Annotated in this window: 12 protein-coding genes and 4 pseudogenes; 11 read left to right on the top strand and 5 right to left on the bottom strand. The window is 69.2% G+C overall.

Annotated features, from left to right (window positions below; all coding sequences use genetic code 11):
* The first annotated feature begins 223 nt into the window (after window positions 1–223).
* A complete protein-coding gene (locus ACTWO6_RS22325) occupies window positions 224–1,480 on the top strand; it encodes an IS110 family transposase (RefSeq protein WP_446215751.1) in 1,257 nt (418 codons plus the stop codon).
* A 79-nt stretch (window positions 1,481–1,559) separates the two neighbouring features.
* On the opposite strand, the pseudogene ACTWO6_RS22320 reads toward ACTWO6_RS22325, so the two are convergent.
* Window positions 1,560–1,835 (bottom strand): annotated as a pseudogene (locus tag ACTWO6_RS22320) (DDE-type integrase/transposase/recombinase); the annotation flags it as partial.
* Between the two features lie 149 nt (window positions 1,836–1,984).
* Here ACTWO6_RS22320 and ACTWO6_RS22315 point away from each other — a divergent pair.
* The 3 genes and pseudogenes from ACTWO6_RS22315 to ACTWO6_RS22305 all read left to right on the top strand — a co-directional run.
* On the top strand, window positions 1,985–4,261 hold the full coding sequence (locus ACTWO6_RS22315; RefSeq protein ID WP_446215750.1) for an outer membrane protein assembly factor BamB family protein: 2,277 nt from the start codon (window positions 1,985–1,987) through the stop codon (window positions 4,259–4,261).
* Window positions 4,262–4,482: 221 nt separating this feature from the next.
* Complete coding sequence (locus ACTWO6_RS22310) at window positions 4,483–5,352, top strand: LLM class F420-dependent oxidoreductase (protein ID WP_446215749.1); 870 nt, start codon at window positions 4,483–4,485, stop codon at window positions 5,350–5,352.
* Window positions 5,353–5,413: 61 nt separating this feature from the next.
* Window positions 5,414–5,812: pseudogene (locus ACTWO6_RS22305) on the top strand (IS6 family transposase); the annotation flags it as partial.
* Between the two features lie 277 nt (window positions 5,813–6,089).
* Here ACTWO6_RS22305 and ACTWO6_RS22300 read toward each other — a convergent pair.
* Entirely contained in the window at window positions 6,090–8,132 is a 2,043-nt protein-coding gene (locus tag ACTWO6_RS22300) for a hypothetical protein (RefSeq protein WP_446215748.1), read from the bottom strand.
* A 217-nt stretch (window positions 8,133–8,349) separates the two neighbouring features.
* Here ACTWO6_RS22300 and ACTWO6_RS22295 point away from each other — a divergent pair, with 217 nt between their 5' ends.
* Entirely contained in the window at window positions 8,350–8,724 is a 375-nt protein-coding gene (locus ACTWO6_RS22295) for a hypothetical protein (protein WP_446215747.1), read from the top strand.
* On the opposite strand, the gene ACTWO6_RS22290 is transcribed toward ACTWO6_RS22295, so the two are convergent.
* Complete coding sequence (locus ACTWO6_RS22290; RefSeq protein WP_446220869.1) at window positions 8,702–9,073, bottom strand: hypothetical protein; 372 nt, start codon at window positions 9,071–9,073, stop codon at window positions 8,702–8,704. The two genes, ACTWO6_RS22295 and ACTWO6_RS22290, sit on opposite strands and share 23 nt — an antisense overlap.
* Between ACTWO6_RS22290 and ACTWO6_RS22285 the strand changes: the two are divergent.
* The 4 genes and pseudogenes from ACTWO6_RS22285 to ACTWO6_RS22270 form a co-directional block, all read left to right on the top strand.
* A pseudogene (locus tag ACTWO6_RS22285) lies at window positions 9,039–9,283 on the top strand (CapA family protein); the annotation flags it as partial. The gene ACTWO6_RS22290 and the pseudogene ACTWO6_RS22285 sit on opposite strands and share 35 nt — an antisense overlap.
* A 375-nt stretch (window positions 9,284–9,658) precedes the next feature.
* Window positions 9,659–9,838, top strand: a pseudogene (locus ACTWO6_RS22280) (LysR substrate-binding domain-containing protein); the annotation flags it as partial.
* 101 nt (window positions 9,839–9,939) lie between these two features.
* On the top strand, window positions 9,940–10,137 hold the full coding sequence (locus tag ACTWO6_RS22275) for a hypothetical protein (RefSeq protein ID WP_446215746.1): 198 nt from the start codon (window positions 9,940–9,942) through the stop codon (window positions 10,135–10,137).
* A gap of 345 nt (window positions 10,138–10,482) precedes the next feature.
* The gene (locus tag ACTWO6_RS22270) at window positions 10,483–11,088 is read left to right on the top strand and encodes a YdeI/OmpD-associated family protein (RefSeq protein ID WP_446215745.1); all 606 of its coding nucleotides are present in this window, start codon (window positions 10,483–10,485) and stop codon (window positions 11,086–11,088) included.
* 226 nt (window positions 11,089–11,314) lie between these two features.
* Here ACTWO6_RS22270 and ACTWO6_RS22265 read toward each other — a convergent pair whose 3' ends face one another.
* Entirely contained in the window at window positions 11,315–11,947 is a 633-nt protein-coding gene (locus tag ACTWO6_RS22265) for a TetR/AcrR family transcriptional regulator C-terminal domain-containing protein (protein ID WP_446215744.1), read from the bottom strand.
* Between the two features lie 71 nt (window positions 11,948–12,018).
* On the opposite strand from ACTWO6_RS22265, the gene ACTWO6_RS22260 reads away from it, so the two are divergent.
* Window positions 12,019–12,264, top strand: coding sequence for a hypothetical protein (locus tag ACTWO6_RS22260; protein ID WP_446215743.1), 246 nt, complete (start codon window positions 12,019–12,021; stop codon window positions 12,262–12,264).
* Window positions 12,264–13,223, top strand: coding sequence for a quinone oxidoreductase family protein (locus ACTWO6_RS22255; protein WP_446215742.1), 960 nt, complete (start codon window positions 12,264–12,266; stop codon window positions 13,221–13,223). The genes ACTWO6_RS22260 and ACTWO6_RS22255 overlap by 1 nt, the downstream gene beginning before the upstream one ends.
* Before the next feature lie 316 nt (window positions 13,224–13,539).
* On the opposite strand, the gene ACTWO6_RS22250 is transcribed toward ACTWO6_RS22255, so the two are convergent.
* Entirely contained in the window at window positions 13,540–14,487 is a 948-nt protein-coding gene (locus ACTWO6_RS22250) for a HEAT repeat domain-containing protein (RefSeq protein WP_446215741.1), read from the bottom strand.
* Window positions 14,488–14,795 lie beyond the last annotated feature (308 nt).

Here is a 14,795-nt window from a genome sequence, read left to right as displayed (position 1 = left end):
AAATCGGGGGTGGTCGCCCGCCGACGTCGAGCCTGCTTGGTGCTTCGAGCCCGCGTTTGAGTCTGACGCTGGAAGCGTGATCTAGGGGCCCTGCATTGTTGCTTCGAGCACGCGAGTCCGCCTCTGTTGTTGCCCCGCAACGCTTCCGCGGGTGACCGCCTTTGTAGGTCCCGTGTGGATGAAGGGCGGTGCGATGGAGGAGATCACGCAGGAGCCGGTGCAGGTGGTCGCGCGGGTGTGTGCGATCGATATCGGCAAGGCCGGTCTGGTGGCGTGTGTGCGGGTGCCGCACGCGAGTCGGCCGGACCGGCGAGTGCAGGAGGTCCGCGAGTACGCCACGGTCACGCCGGCGCTGCTGGCGTTGGCGGACTGGCTGCGGGTCGAGCGGGTCGAGTTGGTGGCGATGGAGGCCACGTCGGATTATTGGAAGCCGGTGTTCTACCTGCTGGAGGCCGAGGGCTTCGAGTGCTGGCTGCTGAACGCCAAGCATGTCAAGAACGTGCCCGGCCGGCCGAAGACCGACCGGCTGGACGCGGTGTGGCTGGCCAAGGTCGTCGAGCGGGGAATGTGCCGGCCCAGCCTGGTGCATCCCAAGCCGATCCGCCGGCTACGGGACGTGACCCGCTACCGGCGCAGCCTGGTACGCGAGCAGACCCGGGAGAAGCAGCGGCTGGAGAAGACCCTCCAAGACGCCCAGATCAAACTGGACTCGGTCATCAGTGACCTGCACGGGGTCTCCGGCCGGCAAATGCTGCAGGCCATGATCGCCGGCCAGCGGGACCCGAAGGTACTCGCTGAGCTGGCGCACACCACGATGCGCCGCAAGATCCCCCAGTTGCGTCAGGCGTTGGCCGGCCACTTCGACGACCATCACGCGTTCATCTGCGCCACCATGCTGCGCCGCATCGATGCCCTCGCCGCGGACATCGCGCAGTTGGACAACCGGATCGAGGAGATGATCGCCCCTTTCGCGGCGGCGGTGGCCAAGCTGGACGAGATCACCGGTGTCGGCATACGTGCCGCCCAGGAGATCATCGCCGAGATCGGCGTGGACATGACCGTCTTTCCCACCGCCGCGCACCTGGCATCCAGGGCGAAGTTCGCACCCATCGACGCCCGGTCAGCCGGCAAGAAGAAAGGCAACTCCACCGGCAAGGGCAACCCCTGGCTAGCCGGCACCCTCGGCGAAGTCGTAGCCGCAATCGCCCGCACCAACACCTTCCTCGGCGAACGCTACCGCCGCCTGACACGCCGACGAGGTAAGAAACGCGCGATCGTCGCGGTCGGCAACTCGGTACTGACCATCATCTGGCACCTACTGTCCGACCCCAACGCCCGCCACCACGACCTTGGCTCCGGCTACCACGAATCCAGGATCAACACGCAGCGTCGCCAACGCGACCTGATCCGCCAGCTTGAACAGCTGACCGGCCAGAAGGTCGATCTTCAACCCCGACCGGAGCTACCCGCCGCCGCATGAGAGCGCCAAACCCAATGCCCGGCTCCGCTGCGCTACGCCGGGCGCTGCCGCCTGCCCACTCACTCACCGATTTTCGAGTCAGCAGGCCGTGATCAGCCTCGATCGGATTGTTCGCGTACCGCTCGACGTGGTGCCACGCCGACGGGACCAACTGGTCGAGCACGCCGGGGTAGACCGCGGCAGCGTCGGTGACTACCTCTGCAGGCGTCACCTTCAACGTCGACAGCGCCCGGTGGAAGAACCGCCGGGCCGCGCCGGCGTCCCGGCGGACCGAGACCAGCACGTCGACAACCTGCCCGTCCTGGTCAACCGCTCGGTACACGTACCGCCAAAGCCCGTTGACCTTGACGTAGGTGGGGCTGCCGGTCCGGCTGCCAAGCCAGAGGTGCGCGGGCAACGTTTAGCCGACCGACCTACGCTGTTCACTTCTCTGCGGTGGGCGGCGTTGTTCGGCTCTTTAGCCTCGGCCATGATCAACCAGAGCAGCCGATCGAGGAGCTGAGTATGAGCCATCCCCCAGGGCACCTCCAGTCGGGAGACATCGCCACCATTGGCCGGCGGAGTCTCCTTGCGTCCGCCGCCGCATTGGGCGGCACGGCGGCGCTCGGTCTCGCCTCCGGCGCCAGCGCCGCCCCGGCCAGCGCCGAGGCAGCCGGTACGGGCGCTGCGGACGGCGGGGCTGGTACGCCGCTCAGCTTCGCGGTGGTCACCGACACCCACGCGACTCCACCGGACACCACCCGTACGGAGCTGTTGCGCCGGATCTTCGCCGCGATCGAGAAGGCTGCGCCGGACTTCGTGCTGAACTGCGGTGACATCACCGAATACGGCGGTGACGACGAATTCCAGAGCTACCTGTCGGTCATCCCGCCCGCATTGCGCCCTCGCCTGCGGCACGTGCCCGGCAACCACGAGGCGCGCTGGGACGTACACGCCAAGGAGCTGTACCACCGGCTCTTCGGCCCGACGCCGTACTCGTTCGACGTCGCCGGACTGCACGTGGTCGGGCTGGATCCGACCCAGGTGCTGCAGGAGCCCGGCGTCTTCGGCCGCGACCACCTGCGCTGGCTCGCGAACGACCTGCGCCAGGCCGGGCAGCAGCCGAGCCTGCTGTTCCTGCACTACCCGATCGGCGGCGCCAACTACTACGTGAACGATCAGGACGAGCTGCTGGACCTGCTGGCCGACTTCCCGGTACGGGCGATCTTTGCCGGCCACGTCCACACCGAGAGAGTCGACCGGGTCAACCAGCTGACCCAGGTGGCGGCCTACGCGACCAAGGACGCCTACTACTACTGGGTCCGGCGGGAGATCGTCGACCGGCTGCCGGTACTGCGGGTGTGGCAGGTGACCGTCGCGCCCGACGGCTCGGAACAGCGCCGGGAGGTGACCACGATCCCGCTGGCCGATGGGGGTGTCGGCATGGCCGCGCCGGCGGCGACCGTGGTCGGACAGCCGGCGGGGGCGGCGATCGCGGTACGGGTACGGCCCGCCCAGCCGGACGCGGTCGCCGCGGTGCAGACCCGGATCTACCCGCAGCACGTGTACGGCGGGCGGGACACCAGCGCGTGGACGGATCTGCCGCGCGCCGGTGACCAGTGGTGGGACGGCAGCGCCGACATCTCCGCGCTGCCGCCGGGTGCGCACCGGCTGCAGGTACGGGTGACCGGCTCCGACGGCTCGTGGCACGAGGTGACCCGGGCGTTCGAGATCGCCCCCGGCGACCAGGATCCGCGGGAGCGGTGGGGGGTGCGGCTGACCGGCAGTGTCCAGGGAGCCCTCGCCGCGCACGGCGACCTGATCGTGGCGGGCTCGACCGGTGGCGACGTCGAGGCGTTCCGGGTGGGCCGTCCGGCCGACGCCGACGAGCAGGCGTTCCGGAGTCATCCAGCGCCGCGGCCGGCCTGGCGTACGCGGGTCGGCGGGATCTACCGGGGTGCCGCGTTCACCGGCGACGGCCGTACCGTCCTGATCGGATCCACCGACCAGCACCTGTACGCGCTGGACGCCCGCGACGGTGCGCCGATGTGGCGGCACCGCACCGAGGAGCCGGTGCTGAGCAACCCGCTGGTGGCGATCATCGGCGGAGTCGAGACCGTTCTGTTCACCGCCGGGTTCACGCTGTACGTGCTGGATGCGGCCACCGGGCGGGTCCGGTGGACGGCCGACCTGCACGGCTTCTTCGCCGGCCGGGTGGCCTGCGACGGGGAGCGGGTGTACGCCGGCAGTGGCGACGGCAAGGCGTACGCGTTCGACGCCGCCACCGGTCACGAGCTGTGGTCGTACGCCACCAACACCCGGACCACGCCGTACCAGCGGCTCATCTACGGTCCGTGGGACAACGTCGTCACGTTGCTTCCCGGCGGGCTGGTGCTGGTCTCCACCGTCAGCAACGCGCACGCCCTGGATCGGGAGACCGGCGCGCAGCGCTGGCGGGTGTCCGGCGGGTTCGCGTACGCGCCGCCGGTGGTGACGGAGTCCGGGCTAGTCCTCATCGACGAGTTCGGCCGAGCCCGGCGCGTCGACCCGCTCACCGGAGCGCAGGCGTGGCTGACCCAGCTCGGGTTGCGGGTCTTCAACGCCGGTCCCGTGGTGCTGGGGAACACCATTTGGGTGCCAGCTGCCACCGGCCAGCTCGTCGGTCTGGCGCTGGCCAGCGGCGAGGTCACCCATCGCGTCGCGCTCACTACGGCCAACACCTTCAGCACTCCTGTCGTCGTCGATGATCTGCTGGTCAGCGGCGACCAGTCCGGCGTCGTACGCGGCATTGCCCTGCCCTGAACCGACGCGGCCACCTCTGCGGGCACGGGTAGGCACACGACTTGTGATCGTTGGGTGTGGCCCCCGGGTTGCTCATGGGGACAGCCCTTGGTTGATCATTCCTCCTGTCTGGGGGAAGAAGATCAATAGCCAAGGGCTGTCCCGGTGATCAGAGTGTTGCCGCTGACCTGTGGGCCGGCCACGCCGAGGACCGCTAGGCTCGTTGCGGAGGTGTCGACGACGTGAAGCTCGGGCTGCACTACTGGACCTACTCGACCCCGGCCGACCCTGCGGCGATCGCGCCGACCCTGGCCGACGCGGCCACCATCGCCGACCAGGCCGGTGTCGCGTCCTTCACGGTGATGGACCATTACTTCCAGATGGAGGCGCAGGTCCCGGCCGAGGAGCCGATGCTGGAGGCGTACACCACGCTGGGCTTCGTCGCGGCGAACACCCAGCGTATGACGTTGGGTGTGCTGGTCACCGGCGTGATGTACCGGTACCCGGGGCTGCTCGCCAAGATCGTGACCACCCTCGATGTGCTGTCCGGCGGTCGGGCCCGGCTCGGCATCGGTGCGTCCTGGTACGAGCGGGAGCAGCGGGGCCTTGGCGTACCTGTCGTCCCGATGGCCGAGCGGTTCGAGCGACTGGAGGAGACGCTGCGGATCTGCCGCCAGATGTGGAGCGACGACAACGGGCCGTTCGACGGCCGGCACTACCAGCTCGCCGAGACGCTCAACTCGCCGCAGCCGCTGAGCCGTCCGCACCCGCCGATCATGATCGGCGGCAGCGGTGAGAAGAAGACTTTGCTCCTGGTGGCCCGGTACGGCGACGCCTGCAACCTCTTCGGCACCAGCTCCGCCGACGTGGCGCACAAACTGGACGTGCTGCGTGGGCACTGCGCTGCCGAGGGCCGTGACTACGACAGCATCGAGAAGACGGTGGTCGTGACTCGGCCGGTGTTGGCGGACGTCGACGCGTTCGTCGCAGAGGTCGCCGAGTACGCCGCGCTCGGGGTGACCGAGGTGCAGGTGACGCCGGACGGGCATCCGGTCGAGTTCACCCAGCGGATCGCCGACGAGGTGCTGCCGAAACTGGCCAACATCGGCTGAACCGGTCTCCCTGAGGCGCTGTTGCGTTGCCGGATCCCAGGGGCCGAGGCAGGCTTGACGGGTGACGCCGTCCAGCCTTCGTCGCCCTTGGTCGCCACCGGAGTCGGCGTTCACCGGGTTCCGCTTCCCGTCCGAGGTGATCGTCGCCGTGCGGTGGTACCTGCGGTGCTGCCTCTCGTACCGAGTCGTGGAGGAGCTGCTCATCGAACGCGGTGTTGACGTCGGACCCCGTCACCGTGTTCCGGTGGGTGCAGCGGTTCACGCCGCTGCTGGCCGACGTGGCCCGGTTCGCCCGCCACTCGCCTGGTGACCGGTGGTTCGTCGACGAGACCTACGTCAAGGTCAACGGCGTGTGGCGGTACGTCTACCGCGCGATCGACCAGCACGGCAGGTCATCGACGTGCTCGTCTCGGCCCGCCGCGATGCCGCCGCGGCCCGGCGGTTCTTCCAGCGGGCGCTGCGGATGCTGAAGGTGACGCCCAGCGGCCGAACGTCTCGGCGATGCTCCGGCCGACGATCAGCGGGGACGCCGACCGGGGTAGCCAGAACGCCTTGAGCGTGCTGCGCTCCTTCGCGGTCCTGGCCTGCAACGCGCAGGCCGCGGACTGCACGGATGCGGCGAACTTCCAGCGTGTCTGGACCAGCCCGGCCGACGCGTACCGGACGTACACCCGGGACTCAACTTGCGCTCGTCCGAGATGCCGACCACCAGCACCGACTGCGTGACCCGTAACCGATCACGGGCAGGGCCCTCCCGCGCAGACGTCGATGATCTCGCCGGTGAGCAGGAACCTCGCCTTCTGTTCCTGCGCGCCGGGCTGGGCGCGTGGGAACTCGTGCGGGTCGTTGCCGTACTCCGCTCCGGCCGGGGCGAGGTTCGTCGGCGGTGGCGCGTACGCCGCACTGCTGTTCCAGATCACGATCGCCGAGCCGGTATACGGGTAGGCCGCGATCGGCGCGATGCCCCAGTACGGCTTCACGTCGAGTGACCAGCCGTCGGCGAGGGCCGGGGTGTGCAGGCGGGCGCCGATGGTGCGCGCTTCGACCTCGGCCGCGGCGGGGGAGACCTGGTGGTCGCCGAAGGCCACGTGCATCAGCACCTGATGCGCCGGGGTGCCCGGCAATGGGTTGTCGGTCATGTGCTGGGCGTACCCGTTGGCCTCGGACCGGTCCCACAGCATTTGCAGCAGCGCGAAGATCAGCTGCTGGTCGATCTTGTCCGGGTAGTACTGGTTCATGATGGCCTGGAACGGGGCGAAGTCGACGCTGCGCTGCAGCAGGGTGGAGTAGTTCATCGCCGGCACGCCGAGCACCGACCGGGTCCAGTCTTGGGCGATGGCGGTGAGCGCACCGCCGTTGATGCCGCCCTGGCTGTTGCCGTCGTAGTGCAGCCCGCCCCGCACGTCGATCAGGGGCTGCCCGTTGGCGTCCTGGAACGCCGGGTCAGCGGCGAACCCGTCTGGGTGGATCATCGTCCGGCCCAGGAAGAGGAAGTCCAGGAAGCTCTGCTGCAGCCGGTCCGCCACCGCGGGGAAGGCGCTGAGGTTGGTGAAGGCGCCGGCCACGTACGGGACGTCAGCGTTGGCCATGCCGATCCAGTTGGTCGCGCAGAAGGTGAAGTCATGGGTGGCCGACATGGCCTTGACGTTGCCGGCGTTGATCTCGGTCGGCCTGCCGAGCAGGCCGTGGCCGTAGAGCGAGAGGTGTGCCGGGTCGGCGGCGGAGGCGCTGCGCGGGATGTTGCAGACGAAGTCCGCCTGCAGCGTCGCGCCGGACGGCGTGGGCAGCGCGTACGCCGTTGGCGCCGTCCCGTCGCCGTCGGCCGGCCCGTAGTGCAGCCGAGAACCGGGTCCGCCGCTGCCGGTGAGATAGGACGGTACGCCGATGGTGCCGCTCACCTGCCGGGCGATCCGCGAATCCTGTTCCGGCGTGTAGTCGGCGACGTTGGTGACGGTGAACGACGGTGCGGCCGCGCCGAGGGTGGCGAAGGCGTCGTCGCGAATCGCCAGCATCCGTCCGGTCAGACCCTGCCGGCTGGCCACGGTGAAGTCCCAGGCCAGGTAGAGGTCGCCGCGCTTGACCCCGGCCGTCGTCAGGTCGGCGAGGATTCGCTTGATCTGCGGGGCGCGGGAATCCAGGGGGTCGACCCCGGCGCCGGTGACGTACGCCTTGAACGCGGCCGGCGCCGGGATCACGGTCCCGTTACTGTCACGCATGCCACGCAGGCCCACGACGTACCGGGTGCCCTCGGCCAGCGCCTCCGCCGGCCGGATGATGAGCAGCTGCCGGTCGGGCTGGCCGGTCGCGTGCGCGTCCAGCTCGGCCCAGTACGGCGTGCGCTGGCCGGTGGCCGTGTTGAGCAGCACGACCGGCGCGTCCGGCGCCAGCGAGCGGCCGATGTTGGTGACCGGCGCGATGCCCGTGGCCGCCGCATCAAGGCCGGGCACGTGCACCAGGATCGGCTGGCCCGGGCTGAACCCGTCCTGCCGGTTCCATTCGCTCGGATCGATCGGGTTGCCCTGCACGTTGGCCGGCATCGAGGAGGCCTCGAACTGCACCCGCTTGCCGGTGGGGCTAGCCGGATCGGGCACGGTGAAGTAGTCGTTCGGGAACGGCAGCAGGCACGCCGTGGGGTCCATCGGGTCGCAGGCACCGTGCGCGGACAGCTGCGGCGGCACCGAGGGCGGTGCCGCGGCGGCGGCCGTACCGAGCAGTAGAGCACCGGCTGCCACCAGCACGGACACGGCGAGACGCAGGCGTCTGGGGGTAGTCACACGCATCTCCTCTGACGGTGGACGGAGTGGACGATGCACGGAGCCGACGGTGGTGAGAGAAGCCTGCGGCGGAGCGAGAGCGGGGGAGTGCTGTTCTTCCTACGCTCGTAGAGGATTCTCGGCAAGGGTCCGACCAGCGTGTCGGGCTCGTAAATTCGGTGAGGGTCTGTGACGTGCGCCTATGTGTGAGGTCTGCCCGGGCGGTAGCGGCAACGATGGGGTCATGACCGCTTCGCTGGTGTACCTGCTCCTGCGCCAGATCTTGCAGATGCTCACCCAGCTCGCCCGCGACGGCGGCGCGAAAGACGTCGAACTGCTCGTGTTGGGCCACCAGGTGGCGGTGCTGCGCCGGCAGGTGCACCGCCCCGATCTGCAGCCCGAGGACCGGGTGGTGCTGGCGGCGTTGGCACGGTTGCTGCCCCGACCACAATGGTCAGCGTTCTTCGTCACCCCGGCCACGCTGCTGCGCTGGCGCCGGCAACTGATCGCCCGACACTGGTCTCGTACCTCGTTAGAGGCGTTGCCCGCGACGGGGTTGGGAACGTCCGCGTCGGCCGTGACGAGTGACTGCATGATCACAGGGAGCCCAGCTTGGTAATGCATTCTCGGTAGGTGTTGACGTTCGAAGCGCCGCCGCCGGCTGGCCATCCACTTTGGATGGAAGCGGCGGTCCGGCGGTAGGTGGTGGCCGCCGGGTCACGGGGCGTCCCCGGAGCGCGTACCCTCGGCCGGGTGATCCGCAGGACGGCGCGTACCTCGCTGGCGGCGCTGACGGCGGTCGCGGTCGGCGTCGGGCTGGCCGGATGCGCCGCCGGATCGACCGGCCCGGCGCCGGTCTGGCGCGGGGCCACGCCGGGTCCGACGCCGTCCGCCACCGGCACCGCGACGCCGGAGCCGAGCGCGCCGGTCGAGGTGCGGCTGGCCTTCGCCGGTGACGTCCACTTCACCGGCCGTACCCTGCGCCTGCTCGACGATCCGGAGACGGTTTTCGGGGCGATCGCGTCGACGCTGCGCGACGCCGACGTCACGCTGCTCAACCTGGAGACGGCGGTGACCGACCGGGGCACCCCGCAGCCGAAGACGTACCACTTCCGGGCTCCGAAGACCGCCTTCGCGGCGCTGCGCGCGGCCGGGGTCGACGCGCGTCGATCGCCAACAACCACATCCTCGACTACGGCCAGCAGGGACTCTCCGACACCCTCGACGCCGCGACGCGGCCCGGGTCAGCCAGTCCATCAAGGCGCAAGAGCGGCGCATCGGCGCACCCCTGTTCGAGCGCACCACCCGCAACGTGCGCCTGACCCCGCTCGGCAAGCAACTGCAGCGCGACCTGGCCGCCGCCCACCGGCAGATCACCGAAGCCGTCCAGAACGCCGCCTTCCTCGCCAGCGGGATCACCGGCACGCTCACGCTCGGCTCCATGGGCGCGCAGCCGTTCACCATCACGCACGTCCTGGAGCTCTTCCGCGCCCGCCACCCGGCGGTCGACCTGCACATCCGAGAGATCCAACCAAACCGCTCCGCTTCACGAGCTGCGCTCGGGCGAGGTCGACGCGGCCCAGGTCTGGCTGCCTGTCCACGAGCCCGACCTGACGGTCGGCCCGGTCGTGCACACCGGCGACATCGTGCTGATGGTCCACGCCAGCCACCCATTCGCCAGCCGCGACTCGGTCACCCTGGAAGATCTGGGCGACTGCACCGTGCTCCGCGGCACCGACGTGCCGCGCTCGATGGAAGACACCTTCCACCCCTACCTGACGCCCAGCGGGCGCCCCATACCCCGCGTCCGGTCGCCTCAAGCTGGCACGAGGAGATGTCCCTCGTCGCCGCCGGCAAGGCCGGCACCGCGGTCGTCGCCGACGCCATCCAGTTCTATCCCTGGCCCAACATTGTCTACCTGCCCATCCAGGACGCACCCCAGTGCCAATGGGCCTTCGTGTGGCGTACCTCGAACGAGACACCCCTCATCCGCGCCCTGGCCCACGCCGCCGCCGACGCCGGACAGGCATAGCCCAAACACGAGATCGCAACCAAACCAGCTCCGGTGCACGGATCTGCCGCAGACCGAGCGGTTGAGGTGCGTGGCTGGATCGCCGGGCGTCGCCGGCTCGTACGCCGTCTGGCCGCCACCGTGGATGGCGCTGGCGATTGGCAGAGGCCCGTGGTCGTGGACGACGCTCGCCGCAACCGGCACGTGCACGAGGAGTCCGACATGCCGGCCCGACGTCGAGACCGTCCTGAGCGTCGAGGTCCTGCCCCCGACGGTCCGCCGAGCGACCGGCGCGCCGGCAGCCCGACGAGTCGGGCTGGCCCACAGGCAGAGGCTGCGGCAACGGCGCAGCGATAGCCTGCCGTCATGGCGAGTGCCGAACTGGATGAGTTGATCGTCGCGGACGCCGACGCGCTGCGCGCGTGGTTGTCGGCCAACCACGCCACGTCGCCCGGCGTCTGGCTCGCCCTGACCAAGAAGGGCGGCACAGTCACGACGCTGACCTGGCAGCAGGCGGTCGACGAGGCCCTGTGTTTCGGCTGGATCGACGGGCAGGCCCGTAAACGGGATCAGGAAACCTCCTGGATCCGGTTCACCCCTCGCAGGCCCCGCAGTTCCTGGTCACAACGCAACATCGCCCACGTGGCCCGGCTGGAGGCGCAGGGGCGAATGCTGCCCCCAGGCCGCGTCGCGGTAGAAGCCGCGAAGGCGGACGGGCGGTGGGCGGCCGCCTACGCCCCACCCTCGGAAGCCGAGGTGCCCGCCGACCTCCTCGCCGCCATCGCCGCCGACCCCGCCGCCCAGGCCATGTTCGACGTACTCACCAAAACCAACCGGTTCGCTCTCATCCACCGCGTCAATGCCGTCAAACGGGCGCAGACCCGCGAGCGGAGGATCAGCGAGTTCGTTGCCATGCTGGCCCGTCACGAGACGATTTACCCGCAGAAGGCCAAGCCTCCGAACTCGCCGTAATCGGCATCTTCATGATCATGTGCACTCATCTGCCGCGATCCGCGCGCTACGCAGTTGCGGCAAGTCGGCGCCGTCAGCGCACGGACATGCCGAATTGAGTGCGCCCGATCTTGGTCTGGTCGCGGGCCATGGAACCTTTCGCGCGCAGCGCCGACGATATCCCGCCACCTCGCCTGGACCTGGTTCTGACCGGGTAGGGGGAACCGCCTGCGGCACGGATGATGGGTCAGGTCGTGGGACCGGCTTTGGCGGTGGCGCCGTCGATGACCACTTCCAGACACTCGCGGAACAGGTCGTCCACGGTGCGACCGGGCTGGAAGTATTCGGCGATCGCGGCGATCGCGGTCGGGTGTTGCTCGGTGAATGCGGCCATGTCGAAGTCTTTCAGTGCTTCCGCGTCGGGGCGGGGGGCCTGTTCTTCGAGGACGTGGCCGACCGTGAAGCGCTCGACGGTCAGGACGATTACGCGGGCCTGTCGCAGCGGGATGCCGCGTGCCACCAGGGTACTCATGGCCAGTTCGGAGATCGCTGCCATGGTGAGGGAGAGCTGGGAGGCTGAGATGACCCGGGCGCCGTCCGGATGGGCGAGCAGCGCTCGGCGCAGCCGCTCGGCTAGGCCGCTTAACCAGTCCTGCCAGTGTTGATCCGGCTCGGGCGGTGACATGTCGCCGAACTGCTGGTCGAGGATCGCGTCGGCAATCGCGGTGACCAGGGCCGCCTTGTTGGGCAGATGCCAGTAGAGGGTCGGCGATTGCACACCGAGCCGCGCGGCGAGTTTGCGCGTCGTCACGCCGTCGAGACCCTCGGCGTCGAGCAGGGCGACGGCCTCGGCGACGATCCGCTGCCGGTCTAGCGCCAATTCGGTACCTCCCGTCGGCACTCTATCAGTGCTAGAGTGTCTCTATCACTGATAGAGAGAGGGAGATGAAGATGACAACCGAGCACTCCTTCCGCGGCCTGCTGCACTGGGCGACACATCGCATTCCCGGAGTCCCCGCGCACGCCGAGCGGCCGGCCGGACACCAGGGCACGGCGGTCCACGGCCGCGCGCGGCGCCGCGGCGTCGCCCCTCACCCTTCGCCGAGCCACCGGTGGAACCACTCACCCGCCCGCCCTCCCCGGTTCATGCCGGCCTGGCAGCGTCGGATCGCGGCGTTCTTCGGCCGGGAGCTGTGATGAAGGCGGCGGTGTTGCACGAGATCGGCGGCATCCCTCGCTACGAGGACTTCCCGGATCCCGTGGCCGGCGACGACGAGGTGGTCATTGACGTGAAGGCGGTCGCGGTCGAGAACGTCGACAAGCGCATCGCGGCCGGCACGCACTACGCGAGCCAGCAGTACACCGCACAGTTGCCGGCGATTCCCGCCTTCGACGGCATCGGCGCACTGCCGGACGGCACCGTCGTCGGGTTCGGCAACACACGTCCACCCTATGGCGCGCTCGCCGAGAAGACCGTGGTGCCGAAGGGCGCGTACGTGCCGATCGCGGAGGGTATCGATCCGGCGATGGCGACCGTGCTGGGCACGGCGATCACCGGCATGTCCATCAAGACCGCCGCCGGCTTCGTGCCGGGCGAGACGGTGCTCGTGCAGGGTGCCACCGGGGTCGCGGGGCGGCTTGCGGTGAAGGTGGCCCGGCTGGTCGGCGCCGGACGGATCGTCGCGACCGGCCGTGACGACGACCAGCTCCAGGAGGTGCGGCGCCTGGGTGCCGATACGGTGATCAACACCGCCGTCCCGGACCAAACGCTGGCGCAGGCATACTCCGATGCCAAGGGAGACGGCTACGACGTCGTGGTGGATTTCCTCTGGGGCCGCCCCACGGAGATCCTGCTGCGATCGCTGGTCCCGGAGTCATTCGCGTTCCCGAAGCCGACAAGGCTGATCCAGGTCGGTGAGTCGGCCGGCAGCACGCTCGTTCTCGCCGCAGAGAGCCTGCGCACCTCCGGGGTCGAGATTTACGGCGCGGCCAGAGGGCTCGACCCGCAGACCATGGGCGAGGTGTACGGGCAGATCGTGACGTGGACGCAGTCCGGCGAGCTCACGTTCGACGTGGTGAAAGTCCCGCTCAGCGACATCGAGACCGCCTGGCAACGCACCGACCTCCGGGGTAGCAGGCTCGTCGTGGTGCCGTGACAAACGGGCCGGACCGCGATCGCCGCTGCGTCACAACCGAGCGCATCGCCGCCATCGAGAAAGCCCAGGCACTACGCCGTCACATCCGCCAGCATAATCAGGTATACGCTTCTGCCGCGAGCCGCGAGCCGCGCGTTACGCAACGTGACTCAAACGCCGGTGGGCCGCCGGTCGAGACTGTCGATGAGCGGGCGTCACCCGTGGATCAGATCCATCCGCGAGCCCGCATGCAGAAGGACGGCTATGCCGCGGGAATCCAGGTCGGGCTCACCGGGAGCGCCGCCCGACCGCTATGCCGACCGCCGCGCTGCCGGATTCATGATCGTTTGCCAGCCGACTGTCGTCCTTGGCCGGAGTTCACGTGTGGAACCAGTGTCGTATGTGACGTGCTGATTCGGAACATGATCGGCGGCGGCTCTCGGCTGGGTGAAACGCCGATTGATACCACCACACCGTCGCACGGTGCCTTGACGTGATGGATGCGGCGCCTCACCTGTAGCCGGGTTACTTCCTCACCGGCGGTGACGTGGACTCCTACGGACGGTACGAAGACCTCCTGCACCGTGATGGCCGCGGTTCGGGTTGCCGGTCGGCGCAGCTCGACGAGGCGGCGTTGGTCGGATGGCGGGATGAGGTTGGTCAGGCCTTCCCGTACGGCGATCGCTTCGATCGCGTCCAGGGCAAACTCCCGGGTCCCCAAAGCTGTCTTCACCGCTTCGGAGATGTGCTGCAAGGCGGGCAGCGAACGGGCGTCGCCGTGCTCAATGGCAGCCGTGACGGCCGCGAACCTCACGGACGAGTCCCGGTCTTTCACCAGTCTGACCAGCAGGTCCGGTACCTGTGGATCGGCCAGCCGGATCAGCGATCCGATGGCGTACCTGCGGCCGAAGGCGTGGCCGGTGCGGCGCTGGTTGACCGCGGCGACGAGCAGTGCTCGTGCTGCCGGCCGGTCCACCTCGCCGAGAGCGTCGAGGATCTCGATGTCGTCGTGCAGGGCTGGATTTGACAAGACGTGCTCGAGGAAGCGATCCGGCCATCGCCGTGCGGCGACGACGAATGCGTGCCACACGTCCTCCGCGATGTCTCTGGGATGCGCCGTCCTGGCGCCGATCGGAACGTCACTCGGGCGGTCGCGTACCGCGAAGAGTAGATCGCAACCGATATCACCGAGCCGTTCGAACTCGGTGAGCCGCGATTCGTACAGCCGGCTACCCGCTGCCGCCAAGAGCTGGTGGACGACAGCCGTCGCGTCCAGATCGGTCACGTCCGCCATTGTCATAGCATCAAGCAAGTTTCCGAGAGTCTGAGCCCTTGCAGGCCGCTACGAAGTACGTCGGTCCGTCGGACGACCGGGTTTGCCGCGATCCGCGCGTGGCGGAGCGTGACGGCGGCCGCTGCCGCTCGGCATCCTGATCTGCCGATGTCAGTACAGCCGATCATGTCGTCGCGCCTTCTGTTCTTACCCTGCCGCCGTGCGTCCCGGTTGGGGAGGCTACCGACTCCAACCACACGCCACCCCGGATCTGATCGGAGCCGGGTCCGGAACGTGTGAGCGCACCGGACCGGATTGAC

The sequence above is a fragment of the Micromonospora sp. IBHARD004 genome, from assembly GCF_052814115.1.
The sequence above is the reverse complement of the archived record's forward strand: the minus strand, read 5'-3'. Positions and strand labels throughout refer to the sequence as shown.